24 protein-coding genes are annotated in these 24,019 nt (G+C 64.9%); 14 read left to right on the top strand and 10 right to left on the bottom strand.

Features of this window, described 5'->3' with window-relative positions; translation table 11 throughout:
* Positions 1-101: 101 nt before the first annotated feature.
* Both ACTIF6_RS02770 and ACTIF6_RS02765 read right to left on the bottom strand, forming a co-directional pair.
* Positions 102-776: a response regulator gene (locus ACTIF6_RS02770; RefSeq protein WP_439586471.1), complete on the bottom strand. Its 675-nt coding sequence runs from the start codon at positions 774-776 to the stop codon at positions 102-104.
* 97 nt (positions 777-873) lie between these two features.
* Complete coding sequence (locus tag ACTIF6_RS02765; protein ID WP_439586470.1) at positions 874-1,353, bottom strand: MarR family winged helix-turn-helix transcriptional regulator; 480 nt, start codon at positions 1,351-1,353, stop codon at positions 874-876.
* 134 nt (positions 1,354-1,487) lie between these two features.
* On the opposite strand from ACTIF6_RS02765, the gene recA reads away from it, so the two are divergent.
* Entirely contained in the window at positions 1,488-2,606 is a 1,119-nt protein-coding gene (gene recA, locus ACTIF6_RS02760) for a recombinase RecA (protein WP_439586469.1), read from the top strand.
* Between the two features lie 6 nt (positions 2,607-2,612).
* Positions 2,613-3,074 (top strand): recombination regulator RecX, encoded by a 462-nt coding sequence (recX, locus tag ACTIF6_RS02755; protein ID WP_439586468.1) that lies wholly within the window; start codon positions 2,613-2,615, stop codon positions 3,072-3,074.
* Here recX and ACTIF6_RS02750 read toward each other — a convergent pair.
* Positions 3,056-4,606 carry an MFS transporter gene (locus ACTIF6_RS02750; protein ID WP_439586467.1) on the bottom strand — a complete coding sequence of 517 codons (1,551 nt, stop codon included), beginning with the start codon at positions 4,604-4,606 and terminating at the stop codon, positions 3,056-3,058. The genes recX and ACTIF6_RS02750 overlap by 19 nt on opposite strands.
* 92 nt (positions 4,607-4,698) lie before the next feature.
* A complete protein-coding gene (argC, locus tag ACTIF6_RS02745; protein WP_439586466.1) occupies positions 4,699-5,610 on the bottom strand; it encodes an N-acetyl-gamma-glutamyl-phosphate reductase in 912 nt (303 codons plus the stop codon).
* 176 nt (positions 5,611-5,786) lie between these two features.
* Between argC and sucC the strand changes: the two genes are divergently transcribed.
* From sucC to ACTIF6_RS02700, 9 genes are all read left to right on the top strand, one after another.
* Entirely contained in the window at positions 5,787-6,953 is a 1,167-nt protein-coding gene (gene sucC / locus ACTIF6_RS02740) for an ADP-forming succinate--CoA ligase subunit beta (protein ID WP_439586465.1), read from the top strand.
* Between the two features lie 9 nt (positions 6,954-6,962).
* Positions 6,963-7,856 (top strand): succinate--CoA ligase subunit alpha, encoded by an 894-nt coding sequence (sucD, locus tag ACTIF6_RS02735; protein ID WP_439586464.1) that lies wholly within the window; start codon positions 6,963-6,965, stop codon positions 7,854-7,856.
* Between the two features lie 226 nt (positions 7,857-8,082).
* On the top strand, positions 8,083-10,803 hold the full coding sequence (locus ACTIF6_RS02730) for a CHASE2 domain-containing serine/threonine-protein kinase (RefSeq protein ID WP_439586463.1): 2,721 nt from the start codon (positions 8,083-8,085) through the stop codon (positions 10,801-10,803).
* A 10-nt stretch (positions 10,804-10,813) separates the two neighbouring features.
* Positions 10,814-11,599: a Stp1/IreP family PP2C-type Ser/Thr phosphatase gene (locus tag ACTIF6_RS02725; RefSeq protein ID WP_439586462.1), complete on the top strand. Its 786-nt coding sequence runs from the start codon at positions 10,814-10,816 to the stop codon at positions 11,597-11,599.
* Between the two features lie 50 nt (positions 11,600-11,649).
* Positions 11,650-12,279 (top strand): FHA domain-containing protein, encoded by a 630-nt coding sequence (locus ACTIF6_RS02720; protein ID WP_439586461.1) that lies wholly within the window; start codon positions 11,650-11,652, stop codon positions 12,277-12,279.
* A gap of 265 nt (positions 12,280-12,544) precedes the next feature.
* A complete protein-coding gene (locus ACTIF6_RS02715; protein ID WP_439586460.1) occupies positions 12,545-13,348 on the top strand; it encodes a 3',5'-cyclic-nucleotide phosphodiesterase in 804 nt (267 codons plus the stop codon).
* Between the two features lie 187 nt (positions 13,349-13,535).
* Positions 13,536-14,042 carry a pilin gene (locus ACTIF6_RS02710; protein ID WP_439586459.1) on the top strand — a complete coding sequence of 169 codons (507 nt, stop codon included), beginning with the start codon at positions 13,536-13,538 and terminating at the stop codon, positions 14,040-14,042.
* Between the two features lie 63 nt (positions 14,043-14,105).
* On the top strand, positions 14,106-14,879 hold the full coding sequence (gene tfpZ / locus ACTIF6_RS02705) for a TfpX/TfpZ family type IV pilin accessory protein (protein WP_439586458.1): 774 nt from the start codon (positions 14,106-14,108) through the stop codon (positions 14,877-14,879).
* A gap of 96 nt (positions 14,880-14,975) precedes the next feature.
* Entirely contained in the window at positions 14,976-16,430 is a 1,455-nt protein-coding gene (locus tag ACTIF6_RS02700; protein ID WP_439586457.1) for a Wzy polymerase domain-containing protein, read from the top strand.
* 19 nt (positions 16,431-16,449) lie between these two features.
* Here the strand turns inward: ACTIF6_RS02700 and moaC are convergent, their stop codons facing one another.
* Positions 16,450-16,944 (bottom strand): cyclic pyranopterin monophosphate synthase MoaC, encoded by a 495-nt coding sequence (gene moaC / locus ACTIF6_RS02695; protein WP_439586456.1) that lies wholly within the window; start codon positions 16,942-16,944, stop codon positions 16,450-16,452.
* A 57-nt stretch (positions 16,945-17,001) separates the two neighbouring features.
* Here moaC and ACTIF6_RS02690 point away from each other — a divergent pair, with 57 nt between their 5' ends.
* Positions 17,002-18,681 (top strand): M48 family metalloprotease, encoded by a 1,680-nt coding sequence (locus ACTIF6_RS02690; RefSeq protein ID WP_439586455.1) that lies wholly within the window; start codon positions 17,002-17,004, stop codon positions 18,679-18,681.
* Here ACTIF6_RS02690 and ACTIF6_RS02685 read toward each other — a convergent pair.
* On the bottom strand, positions 18,664-19,014 hold the full coding sequence (locus tag ACTIF6_RS02685) for a phage holin family protein (protein ID WP_439586454.1): 351 nt from the start codon (positions 19,012-19,014) through the stop codon (positions 18,664-18,666). The two genes, ACTIF6_RS02690 and ACTIF6_RS02685, sit on opposite strands and share 18 nt — an antisense overlap.
* A gap of 13 nt (positions 19,015-19,027) precedes the next feature.
* Entirely contained in the window at positions 19,028-19,780 is a 753-nt protein-coding gene (locus tag ACTIF6_RS02680) for a TerC family protein (protein WP_439586453.1), read from the bottom strand.
* A 354-nt stretch (positions 19,781-20,134) separates the two neighbouring features.
* Here ACTIF6_RS02680 and ACTIF6_RS02675 point away from each other — a divergent pair, with 354 nt between their 5' ends.
* The gene (locus ACTIF6_RS02675; RefSeq protein WP_439586452.1) at positions 20,135-20,551 is read left to right on the top strand and encodes a DUF3717 domain-containing protein; all 417 of its coding nucleotides are present in this window, start codon (positions 20,135-20,137) and stop codon (positions 20,549-20,551) included.
* Here the strand turns inward: ACTIF6_RS02675 and purB are convergent.
* Positions 20,548-21,975 (bottom strand): adenylosuccinate lyase, encoded by a 1,428-nt coding sequence (purB, locus tag ACTIF6_RS02670; RefSeq protein ID WP_439586451.1) that lies wholly within the window; start codon positions 21,973-21,975, stop codon positions 20,548-20,550. The two genes, ACTIF6_RS02675 and purB, sit on opposite strands and share 4 nt — an antisense overlap.
* A gap of 107 nt (positions 21,976-22,082) precedes the next feature.
* Between purB and ACTIF6_RS02665 the strand changes: the two genes are divergently transcribed.
* Positions 22,083-22,697: a glutathione S-transferase N-terminal domain-containing protein gene (locus ACTIF6_RS02665; protein ID WP_439586450.1), complete on the top strand. Its 615-nt coding sequence runs from the start codon at positions 22,083-22,085 to the stop codon at positions 22,695-22,697.
* 3 nt (positions 22,698-22,700) lie between these two features.
* On the opposite strand, the gene ACTIF6_RS02660 is transcribed toward ACTIF6_RS02665, so the two are convergent.
* Positions 22,701-23,480 (bottom strand): SDR family NAD(P)-dependent oxidoreductase, encoded by a 780-nt coding sequence (locus ACTIF6_RS02660; protein ID WP_439586449.1) that lies wholly within the window; start codon positions 23,478-23,480, stop codon positions 22,701-22,703.
* Positions 23,477-24,016 carry a DUF3833 domain-containing protein gene (locus ACTIF6_RS02655; RefSeq protein ID WP_439586448.1) on the bottom strand — a complete coding sequence of 180 codons (540 nt, stop codon included), beginning with the start codon at positions 24,014-24,016 and terminating at the stop codon, positions 23,477-23,479. Before ACTIF6_RS02655 ends, ACTIF6_RS02660 begins: the two co-directional genes overlap by 4 nt.
* Positions 24,017-24,019: the final 3 nt, after the last annotated feature.

The following is a 24,019-nucleotide window of genomic DNA, read 5'->3' as shown; positions in this document are numbered from 1 at the left end:
AGTCCAGCAGTTCGCCGAACAGGCTGCGCTGCTCGCGCTGGAACAAGCCAAAGGGCCCCTTGTTTTCCACGGGGGGCTGGGGCTCACTGAAGATGCGGTCGTCAGCCGCTGATTTTTTCAAGGCAGTAGCCCAGGCCGCGCACAGTCGCAATGCGGATGGGCCCCTTCTCGATCTTCTTGCGCAGGCGGTGAATGTAGACCTCGATGGCGTTGTTGCTCACCTCTTCGCCCCATTCGCAGAGCCGCTCGACCAGCTGGTCCTTGCTCACCAGGCGCCCGGCGCGTTGCAGAAGCACCTCCAGCAACCCGAGCTCACGCGCAGAGAGCTCCACCATCTTGCCGTCGATGGTGGCCACGCGGCCCGCCTGGTCGTACTCCAGCGGGCCGTGGCGGATGGTGTTGGTGGACCCACCCATGCCGCGGCGCGCCAGGGCCCGCACCCGCGCTTCGAGTTCCTGCAGCGAGAACGGCTTGGCCATGTAGTCGTCGGCGCCATAGTCCAGACCCTTGACGCGTTCCTCGACGCTGTCGGCCGCGGTGAGGATGAGCACCGGCAGGGTGGAGCCGCGCGAGCGCAGGCGCTTGAGCACCTCCAGGCCATGCAGCCTGGGCAGACCCAGGTCGAGGATCAGCAGATCGAACTCGTTGTTGGTGAGCAGGGCCGCATCCGCTTCGTTGCCACTGGCTACATGGTCCACCGCCGCACCGGCCGCGCGCAGGCTGCGCATCAGGCCATCGGCCAGAACCTGATCGTCTTCTGCAATGAGGATGCGCATGGTGGTCTCCAGAAGCCGTTCTTGTGAGGACGCCGCGAGGCTGCTCGCGATCGAATCGATTCTAGAGGGCCACTTGTCTCAGGGACCGTGATCTGAGTCAAGTCCCATAGGCTTCCAGGCCCAGGGCCACCACGGTGGCCACTTCCTCGCCCACCTGGTGCCGGAACTCGGCCTCGGCCTGTGCCACCGCCTGGCGGAATCCCTCCAGCCACAGCAGGCCGGTGGCAGTGAACACGATGCGCCTTGCCCGCGCATCGCGCGCATCCGGTTCACGCCGCACCAGCCCCCAGGCCTCGCATTGCGTCACCAGGTCGCCCATGGCCTGTTTGCTCATGCCCGCCTGCCGCGCCAGCTCGGTGAGCCGCGAGCCGTTCAGGCCCAGGTGGCGGGTGATGTGGACGTGGGCCGCGCCGACCTGCGAGCGCGCCGCCAGGTGCGACAGCGCCAGCGGCACGTTGGGGTCGTGCGCCATGAGATGGAGCACGCGCTCGTCGAAGCGGCGCATGGCCTGGCCCAGCAGTCGGCCCAGGTGGCCCACGCGCCAGCGGTCGTCGGGAAGAGGCTGGTTTTCAGTCATTGTCAAATCGTAAGGCAAACTGACCAAATAATTGAAAAAATTCAATCAACTCACCTGTAAACTGCTGTTCAAGCATCCAGCCTGTACACAACCACAAGGCGATGCGAATCCTAAAACCCGCTCAGGAGCCCTCCATGGACGCAGCCGTCAAGAACAACCCCCTCAACAGCGAAAAAGCCAAGGCCTTGCAGGTCGCGCTGGCCCAGATCGAGAAGCAGTTCGGCAAGGGCACGATCATGCGGCTGGGCGAAGGCGAGGTCATCGAAGACATCCAGGTGGTGTCCACCGGCTCGCTCGGACTGGACATCGCCCTGGGCGTGGGCGGTCTGCCGCGTGGCCGGGTGGTGGAAATCTACGGCCCGGAATCCTCGGGCAAGACCACGCTCACCCTGCAGGTGATCTCCGAGATGCAGAAGCTCGGCGGCCAGTGCGCGTTCGTGGATGCCGAACATGCGCTGGACATCCAGTACGCGCAGAAGCTCGGCGTGAATCTGCAGGATCTGCTCATCTCCCAACCCGACACCGGTGAACAGGCGCTCGAGATCGTCGACAGCCTGGTGCGCTCCGGTGCGGTCGACCTCATCGTGGTCGACTCGGTGGCCGCGCTCACGCCCAAGGCCGAACTCGAAGGCGAGATGGGCGATTCGCTGCCCGGCCTGCAAGCCCGCCTGATGAGCCAGGCGCTGCGCAAGCTTACCGCGCACATCAAGAAGACCAATTGCATGGTCATCTTCATCAACCAGATCCGCATGAAGATCGGCGTGATGTTCGGCAGCCCGGAAACCACCACGGGCGGCAACGCGCTGAAGTTCTACGCCTCGGTCCGGCTGGACATCCGCCGCACCGGCACCATCAAGAAGGGTGAAGAAGCGATCGGCAACGAGACCAAGGTCAAGGTCGTCAAGAACAAGGTCTCGCCGCCCTTCAAGACGGCCGAGTTCGACATCCTCTTCGGCGAAGGCATCAGCCGCGAGGGCGAAATCCTCGACCTCGGCGTTCTGCACCGCGTGGTGGAGAAGTCGGGCGCCTGGTACGCCTACAACGGCGAGAAGATCGGCCAGGGCCGTGACAACTCGCGCGAATTCCTGCGCGAGAACCCCGAACTGCGCGTGGAGATGGAGAACAAGGTGCGCACCGAGCTGGGCGTGCCGCTGCTGCCGGTGGATGAACCGCCCGCACCGGCGGCCAAGCCAGGCAAGGCCGAGAAGGCCGCGAAGGCGAAGGACGGCGTCACCGCACCCGTGGCCGAATGAGGCGACGTGGGTTTCGACGAGATTTCCCTCAAGGGCCGGGCGCTGCGCTTGCTGGCGGGCCGCGAGCATTCGCGGGCCGAACTGCAGCGCAAGCTGCGCACGCATGAAACCGAACCTGGTGAGCTGAACAGAGCCCTGGACGAACTCGAGGCCAAGGGCTTCATCAACGAGCAGCGCGTGATCGAGTCGGTGGTGCACCGCCGCTCGAGCCGCCTGGGCGCGGCCCGTGTGCGCCAGGAACTGCAGGCCAAAGGGCTGGATGCGCAGGCGGTGGCCGAAGCGGTGGCTGGCCTGCAGGGCTCCGAGGAAGCGCGCGCTCTCGAGGTCTGGCGCAGGAAGTTCGGCCAACCACCGCGCGACGCGGCCGAACACGGCAAGCAGACGCGGTTCCTGCTCAACCGGGGGTTCGGTACCGAGTTGGTGAGGCGTGTGGTGCGGGGCGCCGCGATTCAGGACGACGAAGTCTGAACACGCGCGCCGGGCGCGCGCAACATGCGCCAGGCCAGCCAGCCGCTGAACACCATGATGCCGGTGCCCAGCACCGCCGCCGCCTGCAAGCCGTCGACGAATGAAGCGCGCGCCGCTTGTCGCAGTGCGTCGCCGAGCGGCGCTGGCAAGCTGTCTGCCACGGTGAGTGCGCCCCCCAGCGTCAGAGTTTCCGCCACCAGCGCGTCGGGCAGGCCTGGTGGCAACTGGCCCGCCATGCCGCCGCGGTAAAGGCTGGTGGCCAGGCTGCCGAACACCGCGATGCCCAGCGCGCCGGAGAATTCGGCGCTGGTTTCGGACAGCGCCGATGCCGCCCCCGCGCGTTCGGGCGGCGCCGAGCTGATCACGATGTCGTTGCCCAGGGTGAACACGGGTGCCATGCCGATGCCCATGATCGTCATGCCCACGACCAGAGCGGACAGGCCGTGGGCGGTGTCCACCAACGTCATTCCGGCGAATCCGAAGGCCGCCAGCGCCAGCCCGCCGAGCATGGTCCGCGGAGCCGACCAGCGCTGTGCGATGGCTGGCGTGAACATCGAGCCCACCACGAACGACAGCGCCCAAGGCACGGTGCACAGGCCTGCGACCAGCGGCGAAAGGCCCAGCACCAACTGCAGGTGCTGCGAGATGAAGATGTAGACACCGAACATCGCGAACGACGTGAGCGCGTAGGTGCAGATAGCGGCGGCAAAGCGCGGTTGTGAAAAGAGTTTGAGGTCGAGCAGCGGGTAGTCGATGCGGCGTTGCCGACGCACGAAGGCCAGGCCGGCAGCCAGCCCCAGGACGGCCGACAGCCAGGTCAGCCAGCTCCCTTGCCCCTCGGCCGCCTGCTTGAGCGCGAACACGCCGCCCAGCACGGCAGCGAGCGACAGGCCCACGCTGACGAAGTCAAGCCGGCCGGCTTGTTCATCGCGGTACTCCGGCAACAACAATGGGCCCACCACCAGCAGCAGCAACATGACCGGCACCGCCGCCCAGAAGATCGCCGGCCAGGCGAAGTACTGCAGGATCACCCCGCCTACCAGCGGGCCGATCGCACCCCCCACCGAATAGCTGGAGATCCAGATGCCGATGGCCACGCGCCGCTCGCGTTCGTCGCGGAACATGTTCGAGATGAGCGACAGCGTGGAAGGCGCCAGCGTGGCCCCGGCGATGCCCAGCAGCGCGCGTGTGGCAATGAGCGCGTGCGCCGTGGTGGACAGCGCCGCCGCGACCGACGCTGCAGCAAATGCGGCCGCCCCGATCATCAGCAGCCGGCGGCGCCCGAGCTTGTCGCCGAGCGTGCCCATGGTGATGAGCAGGCCCGCGACCATGAAGCCGTAGATGTCGATGATCCACAGCAGCTGCGAGGCGGTGGGCCGCAGGTCGGCGCTGATCGCGGGCAGAGCGAGGTTGAGCACCGTCAGGTCCATGGCATAGACCAGACAGGGCAGGGCGATCACGGCCAGGGCCACCCATTCGCGGCGGGTGGCTTTGGCCGGTGCGATCTCGACGGCGGGTCGGGCGGATGTCATGCGAAGTCTCCTGAGGTTCGGCGCGCGTGGCACCCAACCTTGTTCAGCGCCATCCGTCCTACGACGAACGAAGACCCCGTTTTTCGACGGGCCTACAGGGCGAGCATGAGTTTGAGGTTTTGCACCGCCGCGCCGCTGGCCCCTTTGCCCAGGTTGTCCAGCCGAGCCACCACCACCGCATGGCGCGCTTCGACGTTGCCGAACACGCGGATTTCCAGCCGGTTGGTGTCGTTGAGGGCGAGGGCGTCCAGTTTGCCGTCGTCCGTGGCTGGCTGGACGCTCACCCATTCGCTGCCGGCGTAATGCTTTTCATACGCGGCTTGCAAAGCCGTGGCTGAGGGCGAGCCGGGCAAGGTGTCCAGGTGAAGCGGCAATTGCACCAGCATGCCTTGCGCGAAGTTGCCCACCGCAGGCAGGAAGATCGGCCGGCGCTTGAGGCCGCTGTAGGCCAGGATCTCGGGAATGTGCTTGTGCTTGAGGCCCAACGCATACAGCTCGAAGGCGGGCGCATCGTTTTTCTCGTAGGCCTCGATCATGGTGCGTCCGCCGCCGGAGAACCCGCTCACGGCGGGCAGGCAGACCGGGTGGTCGGCGGGGAGGATGCCCGCATCGACCAGAGGGCGCAGCAGGGCAATGGCGCCGGTGGCATAGCAGCCGGGGTTGGCCACCCGGTCTGCGTTCACCACGGCCTCGCGCTGGCCGGCAGCCAGTTCAGGGAAGCCGAACACCCAGCCGGGTGCGGTGCGGTGCGCGGTGGAGGCGTCGATGATCTTGGGTTTCTTGCCCGGCAGGGCGTCAATCATGGCGACCGATTCGCGCGCGGCGTCGTCGTGCAGGCAGAGGATGACCAGGTCCACCTGCGCCATCAATTCGCGCTTGGCCGCAGGATCCTTGCGGCGCTCGGAAGCGATGCTCACCACCTCCACGCCGGGCATGCCCTGCAGGCGTTCGCGAATCTGCAGCCCGGTGGTGCCTGCTTCGCCGTCGATGAAAACCTTGGCCATGGCCGCTCTGCCTTGTCAGTGTGGATTCAGGGGTGGGTCCCAAAATCGCGGGCGGTGCCGCCCGCTTTTGGTGCGTTGCACCATGATACAGTCCCCGGTTGCTGTTTTCAGTGACCGCATCTCGGCCCCGTCGCTCTGGGCCGACACCCATTGACCCATTCCTGAGAGATCCCCTCATGAAGATCCACGAATACCAAGGCAAGGACATCCTGCGCCAGTTTGGTGTCCCGGTGCCGCGCGGCATCGCAGCGTTCACGGTGCAGGAGGCGGTGGAAGCCGCCCAGAAGCTAGGCGGCCCGATCTGGGTGGTCAAGGCCCAGATCCACGCCGGTGGCCGAGGCAAGGGCGGTGGCGTTAAGGTCGCCAAGTCGGTCGACGACGTCAAGCGTCTGGCGGGCGAGATTCTGGGCATGCAGCTCAAGACGCACCAGACCGGCCCCGAAGGCCAGAAGGTTCGCCGCCTCTATATCGAAGACGGTGCCGATATCCAGAAGGAGTACTACCTGTCGGTCGTGACCGATCGCGCCACGCAGAAGGTCGCGTTCATCGCTTCCAGCGAGGGCGGCATGGACATCGAGGAAGTGGCGCATGCCACGCCCGAGAAAATCATCACCGAATTCATCGACCCTCTGGCCGGCATGACCGAAGCGCAGGGCAAGAAGATCGCCAGCGCCATCGGCATGCCCGCCGACTCCCAGGCCCAGTTCATCGACGTGTGCCAGAAGCTCTACAAGTGCTACATGGATACCGATGCGGCACTGGTGGAGATCAACCCGCTGAACCGCGATGGCAAGGGCAACATCATTGCCCTGGACTCCAAGTTTAATTTCGACAGCAACGCGCTGTTCCGCCACCCCGAGATCGTGGCCCTGCGCGACCTGGACGAGGAAGACCCGGCTGAAGTCGAGGCGTCCAAGTTCGACCTTGCCTACATCAGCCTGGACGGCAACATCGGCTGCCTGGTGAACGGCGCCGGCCTGGCCATGGCGACGATGGACACCATCAAGCTCTTCGGCGGCGAGCCGGCCAACTTCCTCGACGTGGGCGGCGGTGCCACCCCCGAGAAGGTGACCGAAGCCTTCAAGATCATGTTGAAGAACAAGAACGTGGAGGCCATCCTCGTCAACATCTTCGGCGGCATCATGAAGTGCGACACCATCGCCACTGGCGTGATTGCAGCCTGCAAGGCTGTGAACCTGCAGGTGCCGCTGGTCGTGCGCATGAAGGGCACGAATGAGGTCGAAGGCAAGAAGTTGCTGGCCGACTCCGGCCTGCCCATCATCAGTGCCGACACCATGGCGGAAGCGGCCCAGAAGGTCGTGGCAGCAGTCAAGAAAGCCTAAGGAGCCGTCATGTCGATCTACATCAACAAAGACACCAAAGTCATCACGCAAGGCATTACCGGCAAGACCGGTCAGTTCCACACGGAAAAGTGCCAGGAGTACGCGAACGGCAAGAACGCCTTCGTGGCCGGCGTGAACCCGAAGAAGGCCGGCGAGTCGATCTTCAAGATCCCGATCTATGCCTCGGTCAAGGAAGCCGCCCAGCAGACCGGCGCGACCGTGTCCGTGATCTACGTGCCGCCTCCGGGCGCCGCCGCCGCGATCTGGGAAGCGGTTGAGGCCGATCTGGACATGGCGATCTGCATCACCGAAGGCATTCCGGTGCGCGACATGCTGGAAGTGCGCAACAAGATGAAGGCCAAGGAAGCCGCCGGTGGCAAGAAGACGCTGCTGCTCGGCCCGAACTGCCCCGGCCTGATCACGCCCGACGAGATCAAGATCGGCATCATGCCCGGCCACATCCACCGCAAGGGTCGCATCGGCGTGGTCTCGCGCTCCGGTACGCTGACCTATGAAGCCGTGGCGCAGCTCACCGAAATCGGGCTGGGCCAGTCCAGTGCCGTGGGCATCGGTGGCGACCCGATCAATGGCCTGAAGCACATCGACGTGATGAAGGCCTTCAACGACGATCCCGACACCGATGCCGTGATCATGATCGGCGAAATCGGCGGCCCGGACGAGGCCGACGCGGCCCGCTGGTGCAAGGCCAACATGAAGAAGCCCGTGGTCGGCTTCATTGCCGGTGTGACCGCACCTCCCGGCAAGCGCATGGGCCATGCCGGCGCACTGATTTCCGGTGGCGCCGACACGGCCGATGCCAAGCTCGCCATCATGGAAGAGTCCGGTTTCACCGTGACCCGCAACTTCTCCGAGCTGGCCAAGCTGCTCAAGGCGCAGCTCTGAAGCAGCCGGGCACCGTGAAAAGGGCAACGCTTGCGTTGCCTTTTTTTCGCCTGTGGTAGGTTTTTGGCGGGAATCCCACAAAGGACCTTGATCGTCCGGGAAGGGTTGAAACAGAATGCAACACCTTGGTCTTCGGCCCTGGCCGAATGTCCATTGGTGCGCGTGCCACTGACCTTCGGGCAGTTCGCGGCGACCAGCAGGCGAATCAACCCGGAAAATTCCGCACGTGTCCAGCAGCAAACCGAAATCAGGAAAAGGCTCAGGCCGGATCTGGCGATCCGATGCCGTCATGGGCCTGTGCGTCGTGCTCGCGGTGTTCGTGCTGCACGCCACCACCGACCTGTTCAGCGGCCTGGAGCGGCGCTTCTACGACCTTGCCAGCACCGCCAGGGATCGCGTACCCAGCAACCAGATCGCCGTCATCGCGATTGACGACGAGAGCATCGCCAACATCGGGCGCTGGCCCTGGCCACGCGATGTCCACGCCCGGCTGATCGATCAGCTCGGCGATGCCAAGGCCCGCACGGTGGCGCACACCGCCTTCTTTTTCGAACCCCAGACCGATCGTGGTCTGACCGTGCTGCGCGAGATGCGCGGCCACATCGATGGTTCTGTGGCAGGCGCCTCGCGCCTGCCCGACCTGGGGAGTCGGTCTCGCGAGCAGCTTCTGCGCTTCATCGGCGAAGCCGAACAACAGCTGGATGCCGACGCCCGCCTGGTGGCCAGCATCGCCCGCGCCGGCAATGTGATCGTGCCCTCGGTCTTCACGCTGGGACAACCTTTGGGTCGGCCTGATGAACCGCTGCCCGCCTTCGCACAGCGCAGCGCCGTGGCCGATGACGCCGCCTTTGGCGTGCCGGCACAGCGGACGCAACAACCGCTGTCTGCCATCGGCGAAGCCGCTCGCGCGGTCGCGCACCTCAACCAGCTGCCGGACATCGACGGCTCGGTGCGGCAGGAACCCCTGCTCGTGCAATTCGATGGTTTTGCCGTGCCTTCGATGGGCCTCGCCACCGCCGCTCACAGCCTGAACCTCAACACGTCCGACATCCGGTTGCTGCCCGGTCATGGCGTGCAACTGGGCCCCACCACCATTCCCACCGACGCCTCGGCGCGCCTGTTGCCGCAGTTCTACCCTGACCGCGACGGCAAACCAGCTTTCGCAGTGGACTCCTTCTACGACGTGAGTTCGGGTCGAATCCCTGCATCGAAGTACGCCGGCAAGATCGTCATCATTGGCGCCACGGCGGCTGGCGTGGGCACTTTGTTCACCACACCCGTCTCGGCGGCCATGTCACCGGCACTCATCCTGGCGCACATTACCTCGAGCATCCTCAGCGGGCACTTCATTGAACAACCGGCCTGGAGCGGCCTGGCCGAACTGGGGGTCCTGCTGCTGGTCGCGGCCTATCTGGTGGGCGTGCTGCCCCGCCTGTCCGCGGGTGCGGGTGCGGCGGTCACCGGCACCCTGTTCGTGCTGATGCTGGGTGCGCAGTACCAGTTGCTCGCAGGCGCTTCCCTGTGGCTGCAACTGGTGTTCCCGGCGGCGCTGCTGCTCATCGGCCACCTGGCGCTGACCACGCGCCGTTTTCTGGTGACTGAAGCGGGCAAGCTCAAGTCCGATGAAGAGTCGGCCGAAACCAACCGGCAGATGGCGCTGAGCTTGCAGAGCCAGGGTCAGCTCGACATGGCTTTCGATCGCCTGCGCCGCGTGCCCTTCAGCGAGACGCTGATGGAGAACCTCAAGCACCTCGCCCTGGACTTCGAGCGCAAGCGCCAGTTCAACAAGGCCGAATCGGTGTACGAGCACATGGCCAGCCTGGATCGCAAGAACACCGACGTGCAGGAGCGCCTGAAGCGAGCCAGGAACCTGTCGGAAACCGTGGTGCTGGGAGGTGGTTCTTCGCACCCCGGCGGCACGTTGCTGCTCAGTGGCGACGGCGTGGAGAAACCCATGCTGGGCCGCTACCAGGTGGAGAAAGAACTGGGCAAGGGCGCCATGGGCGTGGTCTACCTGGGTCGCGATCCCAAGATCGGGCGCACCGTGGCCATCAAGACCCTGGCCCTGAGCGCCGAGTTCGAAGGCGCGGAGCTCAACGAGGCGCGGGAGCGCTTCTTCCGCGAAGCCGAGACCGCCGGACGGCTGCAACATCCGCACATCGTCACCATCTTCGATGCGGGCGAGGAGCAGGACCTGGCCTACATCGCCATGGAATTCCTGCAGGGCCGTGACCTGATGGAGCACACCCGGCCTGGCCACCTTCTGCCCGTGGGCACGGTGCTGGAGATCGGCGAGCGCGTGGCCCTGGCACTGGACCATGCACACCGCCAGGAAGTGGTGCACCGCGACATCAAGCCCGCCAACGTGATGTACGACCCGGCGACCGGTTCGGTGAAGGTGACCGATTTCGGCATCGCACGCATTACCACGTCGAGCCGGACCAAGACCGGCATGGTGCTGGGCACCCCCAGCTTCATGTCGCCCGAACAACTGGCGGGCCAGCGCGTGGATGGCCGCTCCGACCTCTATTCCCTGGGCGTGATGCTGTTCCAGATGCTCACCGGGCAGCTTCCGCTGCGGGGCGATTCGATGGCCGCCCTGATGTACCAGATCGCCAACCAGGAACCTGCCCGTGTGTGTGACGTACGCCCGGATTTACCCCCCCAACTGGCCGATATACTGAGCCAGGCCATGGCCAAATCACCGGTTCAGCGCTACCAGACGGGTGCCGAACTGGCCACGGAGTTGCAGCGTGTGAGGGCGCTGGTGGTGACGCAGGTCAGGGGGGATGAAAAGGTTTTCTTGCAGACCGTCCGCGAGCATCCCGGACCGGCGTCTTCCTGGCCAGGGGTGGAAGACGAGGATGTGACTTTTTCCACAGTTGTCGAAGCACGGCCCCCGTTGGCGGTGAGGTCGGAAACTGACAGCCCAGATGTCCGTATATAAGTCGAACGACATGATTTTTGAGTATTTTTGTTTGACGGACCCGGGTCTGATCAGGGACAACAACGAGGACTCAGTGTCCCTCGATCCCGAGAACCAGATCGCCGTGCTCGCCGATGGCATGGGCGGCTACAACGCGGGCGAAGTCGCCAGCGCCATGGCCACGTCCTTCATCCGGACCGAGCTCGGGCGGTGGATGTCGGAGGGTGGACACGAGGCCAGCGGGCGCGAGCTCAAACGGGCGATGGAAATCTGCATCGACAACGCCAACCGCTCCATCTTCAACGCCGCCAATTCCAACCCCCAGTACTCCGGCATGGGCACCACGCTGGTCATGGGCGTCTTTCACGGCGAGCGCGCCATGATCGGCCACGTGGGTGACTCCCGCTGCTACCGCTTGCGCGAAGGCAACTTCATGCAGATCACGCGCGACCATTCGTTGTTGCAGGAGCAGATCGACGCCGGACTGATCTCGCTGGAGCAGGCCCAGTACGCCACGCACAAGAATCTCGTGACGCGTGCGCTCGGTGTCGAAGACACCGTGTTGCTTGAAGTCAACGAGTACCGGGTCGAAGAAGACGACCTTTACCTGTTCTGCTCCGACGGCCTGAGTGACATGATGAGTGACGAGCGCATTGCTGCCATCCTCGTCACCGCGGGCACCCTGGAGGAAAAGGGTCACGCCCTGGTGGATGGTGCGAATGACTGCGGGGGACGCGACAACATTTCGGTGATATTGGCGTATGCTCGCTCCCGACCGGTGCGCAAGGGCTTGTTGTCGCGCATGCTCGGCAAGTAGCCAGTTTCAGCATTCCAGAATTCGTCCAACAGGTTCCACAGGAGTCGGCCATGCCGAAAATGATCGTTTCCATCGACGGTGTCGTCATCAAGGAAGTGCAGCTCACGAAAGACCGCACCACGCTCGGCCGCCGTCCCTACAACGACATCGTGATCGACAACCTGGCGGTCAGTGGTGAGCACGCTGTCATGCAGATGTCGGGCTCGGACGTCTTTCTGGAAGACCTCAACAGCACCAACGGCACCTACGTCAACGGGAAGGCAATCAAGAAGCAACAGTTGCAAAACGGCGACACCGTTGAAATCGGTAAGTACAAAATCAAATTCGCCCACGAAGGCGTCAGCGACAGCTACGAGAAGACCATGGTGATCAACGCCGGCGCAGTCGTCGGCGCGAGCGACGCGCCCTCCGCTCCGCTGGGCAACGCCGCCATCAAGGTGATGTCTGGCACGGCCGCCGGGCGCGAGGTCCCCCTGGTCAAGGTGGTCACCACCATCGGCAAGCCCGGTGTGGCTGTGGCGGCCATCACGCGCCGGCCCCATGGTTATGTGGTGGCGCTGGTTGAAGGCACTCTCAAGCCCACCATCAACGGCAGCCCCATCGGCACCGATGCTGTCAATCTGCACCACGGCGATCTGCTGGAGCTGGCTGGTACGCAGATGCAGTTCGTGGTGCATTGAATTCCCCCCGCGCCGCGCCTGCGGCGCGTCACCCCCCAGGGGGCAATGCCTGCGGCCTGGCAGAGCCAGTTCCGCGGCATTCTCGTTTCAACTACCCCTCCATTCCGGCATTTGTAGCTGGCTGCAACGGTCGCGCCAAGTGAGCAAAAAGTCCTTTACCAGCGGGCATTGCAGCGGGTAGCCTTCGGCAGGCGGTTGGCTTGCAGCCAGCCACGTTTCAAACTCCTGCGCCGGCCCACCGGCCGTGCCATAGCCAAAGCTGCCGATGAGGGTTCGTGTTCTGGGGTGTTCTGGAGCCATTGCCCACGGCTGCCGCACCACGTCGTTCCTGCTCGACGACAACGTCCTGATTGACGCGGGTACCGGCGTGGGCGACCTCACGCTGGACGAGATGGCACGCGTCGACCACGTGCTGCTGACGCACTCGCACCTGGACCACGTCGCCGCTCTGCCGCTCATGCTGGACGCCATCGCCGCGCGCCGTCTGGCCAGTGGTGCCGGGCCGCTGAAGGTGCACGCTCTGCCCGGCACGATCGCCGCACTCAAGGTGCACATCTTCAACAACCTCATTTGGCCCGATTTCTCTGCCATTCCCAGCACCGACGCGCCGCTTATGCGCTTCGTGCCCATTGCGGTGGGCGAGGTGTTGCAGGTGGGCGGCAAGTCGGTGGAAGTGTTGCCGGCCGTGCATACCGTGCCAGCGGTCGGCTTCGCCGCTGCCACCGGATCGGGACACTGGGTGTTCAGCGGCGACACCGGGCGCAATCCGGCCTTCTGGGAGCGTGTGAACCAAATGACGGTGGCCTTGCTCGTGATCGAGACCGCCTTCAGCGATCGCGAGCAGGCGCTGGCCCAGCGCAGCCTGCACCTGGCCCCCCAGATGCTGGCCGAGGAACTCGAGCACATCGGCGCCGACCACCGCTACCCCATCTACATCACCCACACCAAGCCCGCCGAAACCGGGCTGATCATGGAAGAGATCCGGCGCTTCGACGAGGCGCCTCGGCTCAGCGAAAAGTCGCGCCACGACATCCGCTGGCTCAGCGCCGGCCAGACGTTCGAGCTGTGACAAAACCTGTCCGGGGCGCGAGGGGTGACAAAAAATGTCGGTGCCTGGTGGCTTGATGGACCACAAATGGTCACATGGACCGCTCAAAGCGTGAAATAGACCGCAGAACACCCGGTAATTCAAGTTGGCACGGCGTCTGCTGATAAAGAGGCGTTCCCAACCCAACCCCGTCTCCAAGGAGTTTCAAATGAAGCGTTCCCTGCAAAAAGGTTTCACCCTGATCGAACTGATGATCGTGGTGGCCATCATCGGTATCCTGGCCGCCGTCGCGCTGCCCGCTTACCAGGACTACACCGTCCGCGCCCGCGTGTCGGAAGGCCTGGTCGCTGCCTCGGCCGCGAAGGTCAACGTGCAGGACGTGCTGTCGTCGGGCAACCCGCAGGCTGATGCAAACGGCTACGCCACGGGCTATACGGCTCCTTCTGGTACCCGCAACGTGGCCAGCGTTGCGATCGATGCCAACACCGGCATCATCACCGTAACGACCACCGCGGCTGCGGGCGGCGGCACGCTGACCGTTACGCCCAACGCACCGGCTGGCTCTGCCCTGCCGCCAGCGCTGTCGGCCACCTTCACGCCGCCCGCACAATCGGTGGCTTGGCGCTGCGCCGCTGAAAACGCGAACGTGGCGAGCTTCGCTGGCGCTACCGCAGGCAGCCTCCAAGCTCGCTTCGCTCCCGCCGAGTGCAAGTAAACTCTTGCGCACAGCCTGAAAAGAGCGCTTCGGCGCTCTTTTTTTTGGAGGATCCGTTTCATCATGGCATGGGGTACCCGTATCCGCAGCGCCGCGCGAGCGGCGCTTCTGCATTTTGGTTTGAGCCTGCTGGTGGCCTGCGCCGTGGCAGGGCTGGTTTTCCGCGTCTGGTATCCGGCGCCATTTCACGAGCTCACGGGCGGGCGCTCGCTGTTTCTCATCCTGATCGTGGTCGACGTGGTGTGTGGACCGGTGCTGACCCTGGTGTTGTACGACCCCACCAAGTCACGATTCAAATGGCGAATCGATCTGACGCTCATCGTGCTGACGCAGCTCGGGGCGCTGGCCTACGGCCTGAACCAGGTGGCCGGTGCGCGTCCGGTGTTTGTGGCCTTTGAGGGGGACCGCTTCCGGGTGGTGCAGGCGATGGACGTGGATGCGACTCGGGTGCAGGAAGCGCCTGAAGGCCTGCGCTCGCTGGGTTATGGCGGGCCGCGTTTGCTGGGTGTGCGTCTGGCTCAATCCGGCGATGCCGACTACCTCCAGAGCCTGCAGTTGTCGTTGCAAGGCCTGCACCCATCGTTCCGCCCCTCGCGCTGGCGGCTTTTCGACGAACAGATTCCAGCGGTGCAGCAAGCACTGCGGCCAGTGGGTGAGTTGCGCAACAAGCATCCCGACAGACGCGCCGAACTGGATGCGCAGCTCGCCGAACTGGGATTGAGTGACGAGCAGGTAGGTTACCTGCCACTGGTTCGCGAAGAAACCACCGACTGGGTGGCCCTGGTCCGCCGCAGCGACGGGCAACCCCGCGCCTACCTCCAACTCGACGGATGGTGAACGTTGCTCGGCAGCCCCTAGGACTCGATGGCCTCCCCAACGGTCTCTGAATCATCATCGCCCGCAGCCTCCGCAGCGCTGGTGCTGGTGTGCGGCTTGCTGATCGCCGCGCCGTGGTTCTGGCCCATTCTTCTCGGGCCTTTGTCGGCCATGTGGCCCGATCTTCTTGCCTGGACGGCGGGCGCCTTGTTGCTTGCTTTGCTGCCCTGGACACGCGAACAGGCCGGGCTTGCCATCGCGGGAGGCTGGCTGCTGGCTGCGTTGGGCAGTTCGGTGATGGGTCTGCTGCAGTACTTCGATCTGGAGGATGGCCTTTTTCCCTGGGTCGTGATCACGGCGCCGGGATACGTGACGGCGAATGTGCACCAGCTCAACATGCTGGCCTCGCTGCTGGCTGTGGGCTTGCTGAGCGTGTGGTGGCTGGTGATTCAGCGACACCTCACCGCCTTTCATGCGGCCTGGATGGTGGGGCTGCTGTTGGTGGCGCTGGCGGCCACCGCCTCACGCACCGGCATGGTCCACCTGGTGGCTATCTCCTGCATGCTGGTTTACTGGCATTCCCGTCATTGGAAGCGCCTGCTGGTCATTCTTGGTTTGGGCTGGGCGCTTTACACGGTGGCTGCCAATGGGTTGCCGTGGCTGGTCTGGGTGACTCGGGGAATCATGATCGATCGCAACCTTTTTGGCCGCTTCGGGGAAGCCTTCAGTTGCCAGAGTCGACGCTTCCTGTGGAGCAACATGATCGAATTGATCGCTCAGAAGCCATGGACCGGTTGGGGTCCGGGAGAGCTGATGTACGCACACTACATCACCGACTACACAGGCCCTCGCTTTTGCGACAAGCTGTCTCACGCACACAATCTTCCGCTGCATCTGGCCGTCACCATGGGGTTACCGGTGGCTGTCGCTGCCAGTGTGTTGTTCCTTGTCGCCCTTTTCAAGCTCAAGCCTTGGTCTGCTACCGAACCCATGGAACGTCTGAGCTGGGGCGTGCTGGCCATGCTGGGAGTACACAGTCTGCTGGAGTTTCCGCTGTGGTTCGGTATTTTCCAGTTGATGGCGTTGTTGGCGGTCTGGCAGATTTATATTGTCAGGCGGCGCATTGCTGGTGGCCGCGTTATGGATCCTGCGAAGTCGGCCCTGGGTCGTGGAGTCGTATCGGCGTTGCTGCTCATCGGCATCTCGCTGGTGGCCTGGGACTACATCAAGGTCAGTCAGCTTTACTTGCCCGAGCGCATGCGCCTTGAACGCTATCGGGATGACACGTTCAACAAGACTCGCGACACGTGGTTTTTCAACTCCCATGTGCTGATCGCACAGCTCGTCACCACGAACCTGACGAAGAACAACGCCGAACTCGTTCTGCAGGGTTCCCTCGCGTCCCTGCATGTCGCACCGGACTCCAGAATCATCCGTCGGGTGATCGAGTCGGCTGCCCTTCTGGGCAGAACGGATATCGTTGAACTCCACATGGCGCGCTACAAGGCGGCTTGGCCCAAGGAGTATGCGGAGTGGATCGAGCTGCAAAGAGCGGCTGCGGCCGCTCGCTGAGGGTTGCCGGAACAGTTGCCTACCCGGCCACGAAATCCCCGCTCTTCCCTCCCCGCTTCTCCACCAGGCGAACTCCCTCCATCACCATTCCCCGGTCCACCGCCTTGCACATGTCATAGATCGTGAGCAGCGCCACGCTGGTGGCGGTCAGGGCTTCCATTTCCACACCGGTCTGGCCTGTGCATTCGGTGGTGGCACGGCACCGCACGCTGTGCGTTGTGGTATCGACCTCGAATTCCACCGCCACGCGTGTCAGGCCGATCGGGTGGCACAGGGGGATGAGGTCGCTGGTTTTCTTGGCTGCCTGAATGCCGGCAATGCGCGCGATGCCGAGCACGTCTCCCTTTTTTGCTGTTCCGCTCTGAATGAGCGCCAGCGTGGCGGGCAGCATGCCGATCCGGCCTTCGGCCACGGCTACGCGGTGCGTGTGGGCCTTGGCGGCCACATCGACCATGTGAGCCTGACCCTGGGCGTCAAAGTGGGTGAGGGGGCCGGGTGGGGTTGTATCGGGCATGGAGACTTGTTGCGAGGGCTTTACAGAACCGTTCTGACTTGGCGGCATCATACGGGGATGCCTGCCATTCCCAAGTCCCCGAGGCGTTCGCGCGTTCGCCGCGACATCGGCCCCGGCCTGCTCGCCTTGTCGCTTCTGCTGGGTCCTCTGCCGCCGGTGGCGGCGCAGTCGGGCGCCGATCGACCGTCGCTGAGCAGCCTGCCCAGCCTGGGCGATGGCCAGGGCATGACCCTCTCGGCCGAGCGCCGCATGGGCGACCGCATCGCACGGGGCATCTACCGTGATCCGGACTACCTCGATGACCCGGTGCTGGTCGACTATTTGCAGTCGCTCTGGCAACCCTTGCTGGGCGCCGCGCGCGATCGCGGCGATGTGCCACCCGAACTGAGCGAGCGCTTGGCCTGGGAGCTGATGATCTCGCGCGACCGTCGAGTGAATGCGTTCGCGTTGCCCGGTGGCTACCTGGGCGTGCACCTGGGGCTGGTGGCGGTGACCGAGCGGCCGGAGGAACTGGCCTCGGTGCTGGCGCACGAGCTCAGTCACGTCTCGCAGCGGCACATCGCTCGCATGGTCTCGCGCGACGAACGCATGACGCCCTGGATGGTGGGCGCCATGATTCTGGCGGCGCTGGCTGCCGGGTCGAATTCGCAGGCGGCGGGCGCGGCCATCGCGGGCGGCACGGCCGCAGCTGCCCAGTCGCAACTCAACTTCTCACGCGACATGGAGCGAGAAGCCGACCGCGTAGGCTATGGCGTGCTCACGGGTGCGGGCTTCGATGGCTATGGCTTCGTCACCATGTTTGATCGTCTCCAGCAGGCCTCTCGCCACAACGACGACGGCTCTTTTCCTTACCTGCGCAGCCACCCGCTGACGGGCGAGCGCATCGCCGACATGCGGGCGCGCCTGCCACAGGGGCCCGTGGCTCCCGCTGCCACCGTGGTTCCGGGCGCGGCACCCGCGGCAGGCACATCGTCGAGTGGCGCGTTGAAGCTGGATCTGCCCCGGCCTGGCTCCCGGGGGGAGGCTGGCGCATCGATGGCCGTGCCCTCCAGCGCGGTGTTGCACAGCCTGATGGCTTCGCGAGCTCGTGTGCTGGCCGAAAACGGGCCAGATCGTATGCGGGCCTGGCTGACGCAGGGTCAGGCCTCCGGCGCCACACCCGGGGAGCGCTATGCAGCTGCGCTCTCGGCGCACCGCCTGGGCCAGCGTGAGCAGGCGCTGGAACTGGCCCAGCGCTTTCGCACCGCCGTGCCGGCTCAGGCGCGCCCCACTGTGGACGCGCTCTTGCTGGAGTTGCTGCTGGCGCCGAAGTCGGGTTCCGCTGCTGCGTCCTCGTCAGCGGACCAGGCCAACCTGCTGGCCGAATTGCGCGACCAGGCGCTGGCTGGCACCACGCGCGCGAGCGCCATTTACGGCGCGCAGGCCGCCATTGCCACTGGGCAGCCCGAGCGTGCCGTGGCGCGTTTGCAGGCCTGGGTGGCGCTGCATCCGCGCGACGCCATGGGTTGGCAAACCCTGTCCCGTGCACATGCCGCACAAGGGCAGACCCTGCGCGCGATCCGCGCGGACGCCGAGGCGCACGCGGCGCAGCTGGACTACAGCGGAGCGGCCGAGCGTCTCAGGGCCGCGCAGGGCCTGCCTGCGGCGCAGCGCACCGATGGCATGGAACTGGCGATCGTGGACGCACGGCGACGTGAGGTGGAAACGCTGCTGCGCGAATCAACGCGCGAGGACTGAGCGCAAGGCGGTGTTCACCACCAGCATCAACACCGAGTAGATCAGCGAGCCCAGCAGGGCGGCGAAAAAGCCATCCACCCGGAAGCCATTGAGCACGCTCGCGGCAGCCCAGAACAGCAAGGCGTTGATCACGAACAGGAAGAGACCCAGCGTGATGATCGTGACCGGCAAGGTCAGGATCACCAGGATAGGCCGCAACACGGCGTTGAACAGGCCGATGACCGCAGCGGCGATCAGCGCAGAAGTGAAGCTCTGTACCTGTACCCCGGGGTACAGGTAGGCCACCACCAGCAGGGCACAGGCCGCCAGCAGCCAGGTGAGGATGAGCTTCATGCCGGGATCGACCTCAGGCTTCGTGCGTGACCGACGGGCGGCGCGAGGCGATCCACTTGCCCAATGCCAGCACCAGCAGCGCGCCGACAATGTGGGCGGACCACCACAACGTGCTGGAGATCACCGCCATGCCCTTTTCGTCCACCGTGCCCAGCTTGGGCATCCACAGCCACTTGTCGGGGTTGACGAAGGCCGGGTCGGTGACCAGCATGCCGCCCGCAATCCAGCCCAGCAGCATGCCGCCGAGCGTGATGATCATCGGGAAGCGCGCCATCAGCTTGATGACCATGGTGCTGCCCCAGACGATGATGGGGATGGAGATCAGCAGGCCCAGCACGACCAGCAGGAACGAGTGCTCGCCCGCATTCTGCGCGGCGCCCGCGATGGCGATCACGTTGTCCACGCTCATTACCAGATCGGCCACGATGATGGTCTTGATGGCGGCCAGCAGCTTGTCGCTGCCCTGAATGTCGCCGTGCGCCTCGTCATCGGGTGCCAGCAGCTTGATACCGATCCAGACCAGCAGGATGGCCCCGACCAGTTTGATGAACGGCACGGTCAGCAGCGTCATGGCGAACGCAATCAGGATCACGCGCAGGATGATGGCGCCAGCGGTGCCCCAGATGATGCCCTTGGTGCGCTGGTGAGGCGGCAGCTTGCGACAGGCCAGCGCGATCACGACCGCGTTGTCGCCACCCAGCAGGATGTCAATGATGATGATCTGTCCGAGCGCGACCCAGAACGCGGGCGATGTCAGGAAATCCATAAATTCCTCGTAGTTGCAAGCAGAAACCGGAAGGCACTGCACCACCCACCCGCGACAGCGCTGCCGCGCTGGCGAAGGGGACGGACATGCCTTGATCGGCCGTGGAGAGCCCATCAAAGGTCTTGCTCGCCGGGCGATATGTTCGCCTGGCCCGGGTCGCCGGAAGCTGAACGCTTCGTCTTGACGACGACCTGGTGGTCGCGACCGGAAAGACGTCGGGTCTTCCTGATCCGCAACGGAGAGCTACTCCCCTTCGAGACCCGCGATTGTAGCGGCCCCGGCCCGCCGCAAAATGGGGTGGCGAATACGCAGTTACCACAGGAGAAGAGGACGACTGGCTATGATCCTCACCCCATGCCCGGCATCCACATCACCGACATCGAAGCCGCCATCAATCACTGGCGTGAGCGCTCACCCTCGCCCGATGGCGTGTCGTTGTGCAAGGAGCTGCGTGCCTTGGCCGAGGTGTATGCGCTCATGGTGTATTTCCACGAGACCGAGGCCGACGAAATCACCCTGCCGGCTGCTGCCCGTGCGGCCTGGATGGCCTGGTACGAGACCACGCCCGACACGCCCTGCATCGCCATCTGCTCCACCAGCCAGGGCGACGAGGTCTGCAAGGGTTGCGGCCGCACGTTTGACGAAGTGCAGCGCTGGACAGAAATGTCGCCCGGCGAAAAGCGCGCGAGCTGGCGGCGCATCACCATCGAAGGCGACGCCTGGCGCTTCAACCGGTATGCGGAACGGGCGCTGGAAGAGCCCAGTTCCTAGACCCGTCGCGCGAGCTCCGTCGCTTTGCCCACGTAGCTGCCAGGCGTCATGGCCAGCAGACGATCCTTTTCCTGCTGAGGAATCTCAAGGCCCGAGATCAAGGCGTGCAAGGCCTCCGCGGTCACGGTCTTGCCGCGTGTGACTTCCTTGAGCTTCTCGTAGGCGCCCGACACACCGTAGCGGCGCATCACCGTCTGGATCGGCTCGGCCAGCACTTCCCACGACGCGTCGAGGTCGGCGGCAATGGCTTCCTCGTTGATCTCCAGCTTGCCCAGGCCCACGCCCAGCGAGTGGTAGGCCAGCACCGCGTAACCCAGCGCCACGCCCATGTTGCGCAGCACGGTGGAGTCGGTCAGGTCGCGCTGCCAGCGCGAGACCGGCAGTTTTTCGGACAGGTGGCGCAGCAGCGCGTTGGCCAGGCCCAGGTTGCCTTCGGCGTTCTCGAAGTCGATGGGGTTGACCTTGTGCGGCATCGTGGACGAGCCGATTTCGCCCGCTTTCAACCGCTGCTTGAAATAGCCCAGGCTCACGTAGCCCCAGATGTCGCGCGCCAGGTCGATCAGGATGGTGTTGGTGCGCGCCACCGCGTCGAACAGCTCGGCCATGTAGTCGTGCGGCTCGATCTGGATGCTGTAGGGCTGGAAGGTCAGGCCCAGGCCGAGCGGTTCGGGCGACTCGATCACGTTGCGGCTGAAGCTTTCCCAGTCGAATTCGGGCCACGCGCTCAGGTGGGCGTTGTAGTTGCCCACCGCGCCGTTCATCTTGCCCATCAGCTTCACGCTGGCGATCTTTTCCCGCGCGGCCACCAGGCGCACCACCACGTTGGCGATCTCCTTGCCCACGGTGGTGGGGCTGGCGGTCTGGCCGTGCGTGCGGCTGAGCATGGGCACGGCGGCGTGAGCGTGCGCCATCTCACGCAGTTTGGTGATCACGGCGTCCAGCGCCGGTAGCAGCACCGCATCGCGCCCGCCCTTGAGCTGCAGTGCGTGACTGGTGTTGTTGATGTCTTCGCTGGTGCAGGCGAAGTGCACGAACTCGGCGGCCTTCTCCAGTTCGGGGCGCGCCTCGAAGCGCGACTTGATCCAGTACTCCACCGCCTTCACGTCGTGGTTGGTGACTTTCTCGATGTCCTTGATGGCCTGACCATCGGCCTCGCTGAAGTTCTTCACCAGGCCCAGCAGGTAGGTGCGTGCGCCCGGCGAGAGCGGCTTGAACTCGGCCAGGCCGGCGTCGGACAAGGCGATGAACCAGGCGATCTCGACCTGTACGCGGCGGTGCATGTAGCCCTGCTCGCTCATGAAAGGCCGCAGCGGTGCCAGGCGGGCGGCGTAGCGACCATCAAGGGGAGACAGGGCGGAGATGGCGCTCAGGGTCGCCGAGGCGGGCTGCGCGGAGGCGGCGGGTGGTGGGGTGGTCGGACGCATCCGGCAATTGTAGGAGGGCGGGCCGCACACCATGGGCTTGTCAACGCGAAGCACGCGTGGGCTGGCTAGAATTGCCTTCCCACGTCCAACCGACTTCCCCACTCCTCATGAAACTCATTGGTGCCATCGCCAGCCCCTACGTGCGCAAAGTGCGCGTCGTCATGGCCGAGAAGAAGCTGGACTACCACTTCATCCTGGAGGACGTGTGGTCGGCCGATACCCAGATCGGCACCTCCAACCCGCTGGGCAAGGTGCCCTGCCTGGTGATGGAAGGTGGTGAGGCCGTGTTCGATTCGCGCGTGATCGTCGAATACCTCGACACGCTCTCGCCGGTGGGCAAGCTCATTCCCACGCAGGGTCGCGAGCGCGCCGAAGTCAAGACCTGGGAAGCACTGGCCGATGGCCTGCTCGACGCCGCCGTGCTCGCACGCCTGGAAACCACCTGGCCAGGCCGCAGCGCCGAACAGCGCAGCCAGGCCTGGACCGATCGCCAGCTTGGCAAGATCGAGGCGAGCCTCAAGTCCATGAGCCAGGGACTGGGCGAGAAGCCTTTCTGCTCGGGCATCCACTTCAGTTTGTCGGACGTGGCCGTGGGCTGCGCACTGGGTTACCTGGACTTCCGTTTCCCCGTGATCGACTGGCGCACCAGCTACCCGAATCTCGCGCGTCTCGCCGAAAAACTCAATCAGCGCCAGAGCTTCATCGACAGCAAGCCGAACTGAACCTCACAGCCCCGTGAAGCGGCGCACGGCCGGGAAGTACACGCGGTAGGGGAGCAGGCGCAGCAGCTTCATCCAGCGCGTGAAGCGCTTGGGGTAGTGGATGTCGAAGGCGCCCCGTTCCCAGCCCGCGATCATGGCCCGTGCCGCCTGTTCGGGCGTGATGAGTGCGGGCATGCTGAACTGGTTCTGCGCTGTCAACGGCGTCTGCACGAAGCCCGGATGCACCACGCTCACGCCCAGGCCCAGCGGTTTCAGGTCCAGGTACAGCGTCTCGGCCAGGTTGGTGATGGCCGCCTTGGTCGGCCCGTAGGCCAGGCTCTTGGGCAGACCGCGAAAACCCGCCACGCTGCTGATCAGGCTGATGTGGCCGCGGCCTTGCGCGATCAGGGCCGGAAGCACCGCATGCAGCAGGTGCAGTGCTCCGATGTAGTTGATGTCGAGGTGCTGGCGCAGTTCGGCCATGTCCATGGCGCTGGCCCGCATCTCGCGGTAGTGGCCGGCGCAGTACACCACCATGTCCAGCGGGCCCTGGGCGAGGATCTCGCTTGCCGTCTGTGTCACGGCCTGCGCATCGGTCACGTCCAGCGGCCAGGCCTGCGCCATGGCGCCGTCGCGCGGTGGATGCGCGGCCACGAAAGACCGCAGCGCTTCGGCCTTGCGCGCCGACACCAGCACCTGCGCACCCCGCGCATGCAGGGCCGATGCGGTGGCTTCGCCGATGCCACTGGAGGCCCCGACCAGCCACACGCGCAGGCCCCGCCAGTCGCGGACGGGTGGGTTCATGGGGTGCGCTTCACGAAGGACAGCGTGACCTCGCCCAGGCGAAAACCGAACTTGCTCATCTCGGCCTTGTTGAGCATGACGCGCTGATCGATCAGGTACATCCAGTCGTCGAACTGAACCTCGTAAGTCTTTCCGTCCACCGGCAGCAGCAGCGTGTAGCCCCAGCGAAAGGCGTTGCCGCGCTGCTCACCGCTTGCGACGCCCACCACATCGTCGGCGGTGCCGGTGAACTGGCCATTGCCCAGGTGCTTCATACGCCAGACGCGCTTCTGCGTGGTGCCATCGGAGTAGGTGAAGTCCTCATCCAGCACGCCTTCGTCGCCATTCCAGCTGCAGCGCATGACCACGGTGAAGCGTTTGACCACCGCGCCCGAGCGGTCGGTGAAGACACCATACGCATCGAGCGTGCCGTTGAAATAGGCGCGCAGGTCGAGCACCGGTTTTTCGCTGGCGTACTGCGACACCTGCGGCCCGGCGCAGCCGGACAGTGTGGCGGCGGAGGCGATGCCGGCGGCGAGCAGCAGTCGTCTGTGCATGGG

The organism is Hydrogenophaga sp., assembly GCF_051860785.1.
Lineage (GTDB): Bacteria > Pseudomonadota > Gammaproteobacteria > Burkholderiales > Burkholderiaceae_C > Hydrogenophaga.
Note: the sequence above shows the minus strand (reverse complement) of the source record. Positions and strands in the feature narration are given on the sequence as shown.

Excerpts from the sequence above, each read along its gene's own strand:
- ACTIF6_RS02770 (WP_439586471.1), bottom strand. The coding sequence starts at position 776 with ATGCGCATCCTCATTGCAGAAGACGATCAGGTTCTGGCCGATGGCCTG.
- ACTIF6_RS02765 (WP_439586470.1), bottom strand. The coding sequence starts at position 1,353 with ATGACTGAAAACCAGCCTCTTCCCGACGACCGCTGGCGCGTGGGCCAC.
- recA (WP_439586469.1), top strand. The coding sequence starts at position 1,488 with ATGGACGCAGCCGTCAAGAACAACCCCCTCAACAGCGAAAAAGCCAAG.
- ACTIF6_RS02750 (WP_439586467.1), bottom strand. The coding sequence starts at position 4,606 with ATGACATCCGCCCGACCCGCCGTCGAGATCGCACCGGCCAAAGCCACC.
- argC (WP_439586466.1), bottom strand. The coding sequence starts at position 5,610 with ATGGCCAAGGTTTTCATCGACGGCGAAGCAGGCACCACCGGGCTGCAG.
- sucC (WP_439586465.1), top strand. The coding sequence starts at position 5,787 with ATGAAGATCCACGAATACCAAGGCAAGGACATCCTGCGCCAGTTTGGT.
- sucD (WP_439586464.1), top strand. The coding sequence starts at position 6,963 with ATGTCGATCTACATCAACAAAGACACCAAAGTCATCACGCAAGGCATT.
- ACTIF6_RS02725 (WP_439586462.1), top strand. The coding sequence starts at position 10,814 with ATGATTTTTGAGTATTTTTGTTTGACGGACCCGGGTCTGATCAGGGAC.
- ACTIF6_RS02720 (WP_439586461.1), top strand. The coding sequence starts at position 11,650 with ATGCCGAAAATGATCGTTTCCATCGACGGTGTCGTCATCAAGGAAGTG.
- ACTIF6_RS02715 (WP_439586460.1), top strand. The coding sequence starts at position 12,545 with ATGAGGGTTCGTGTTCTGGGGTGTTCTGGAGCCATTGCCCACGGCTGC.
- ACTIF6_RS02710 (WP_439586459.1), top strand. The coding sequence starts at position 13,536 with ATGAAGCGTTCCCTGCAAAAAGGTTTCACCCTGATCGAACTGATGATC.
- tfpZ (WP_439586458.1), top strand. The coding sequence starts at position 14,106 with ATGGCATGGGGTACCCGTATCCGCAGCGCCGCGCGAGCGGCGCTTCTG.
- moaC (WP_439586456.1), bottom strand. The coding sequence starts at position 16,944 with ATGCCCGATACAACCCCACCCGGCCCCCTCACCCACTTTGACGCCCAG.
- ACTIF6_RS02690 (WP_439586455.1), top strand. The coding sequence starts at position 17,002 with ATGCCTGCCATTCCCAAGTCCCCGAGGCGTTCGCGCGTTCGCCGCGAC.
- ACTIF6_RS02685 (WP_439586454.1), bottom strand. The coding sequence starts at position 19,014 with ATGAAGCTCATCCTCACCTGGCTGCTGGCGGCCTGTGCCCTGCTGGTG.
- ACTIF6_RS02680 (WP_439586453.1), bottom strand. The coding sequence starts at position 19,780 with ATGGATTTCCTGACATCGCCCGCGTTCTGGGTCGCGCTCGGACAGATC.
- ACTIF6_RS02675 (WP_439586452.1), top strand. The coding sequence starts at position 20,135 with ATGCCCGGCATCCACATCACCGACATCGAAGCCGCCATCAATCACTGG.
- purB (WP_439586451.1), bottom strand. The coding sequence starts at position 21,975 with ATGCGTCCGACCACCCCACCACCCGCCGCCTCCGCGCAGCCCGCCTCG.
- ACTIF6_RS02665 (WP_439586450.1), top strand. The coding sequence starts at position 22,083 with ATGAAACTCATTGGTGCCATCGCCAGCCCCTACGTGCGCAAAGTGCGC.
- ACTIF6_RS02660 (WP_439586449.1), bottom strand. The coding sequence starts at position 23,480 with ATGAACCCACCCGTCCGCGACTGGCGGGGCCTGCGCGTGTGGCTGGTC.
- ACTIF6_RS02655 (WP_439586448.1), bottom strand. The coding sequence starts at position 24,016 with ATGCACAGACGACTGCTGCTCGCCGCCGGCATCGCCTCCGCCGCCACA.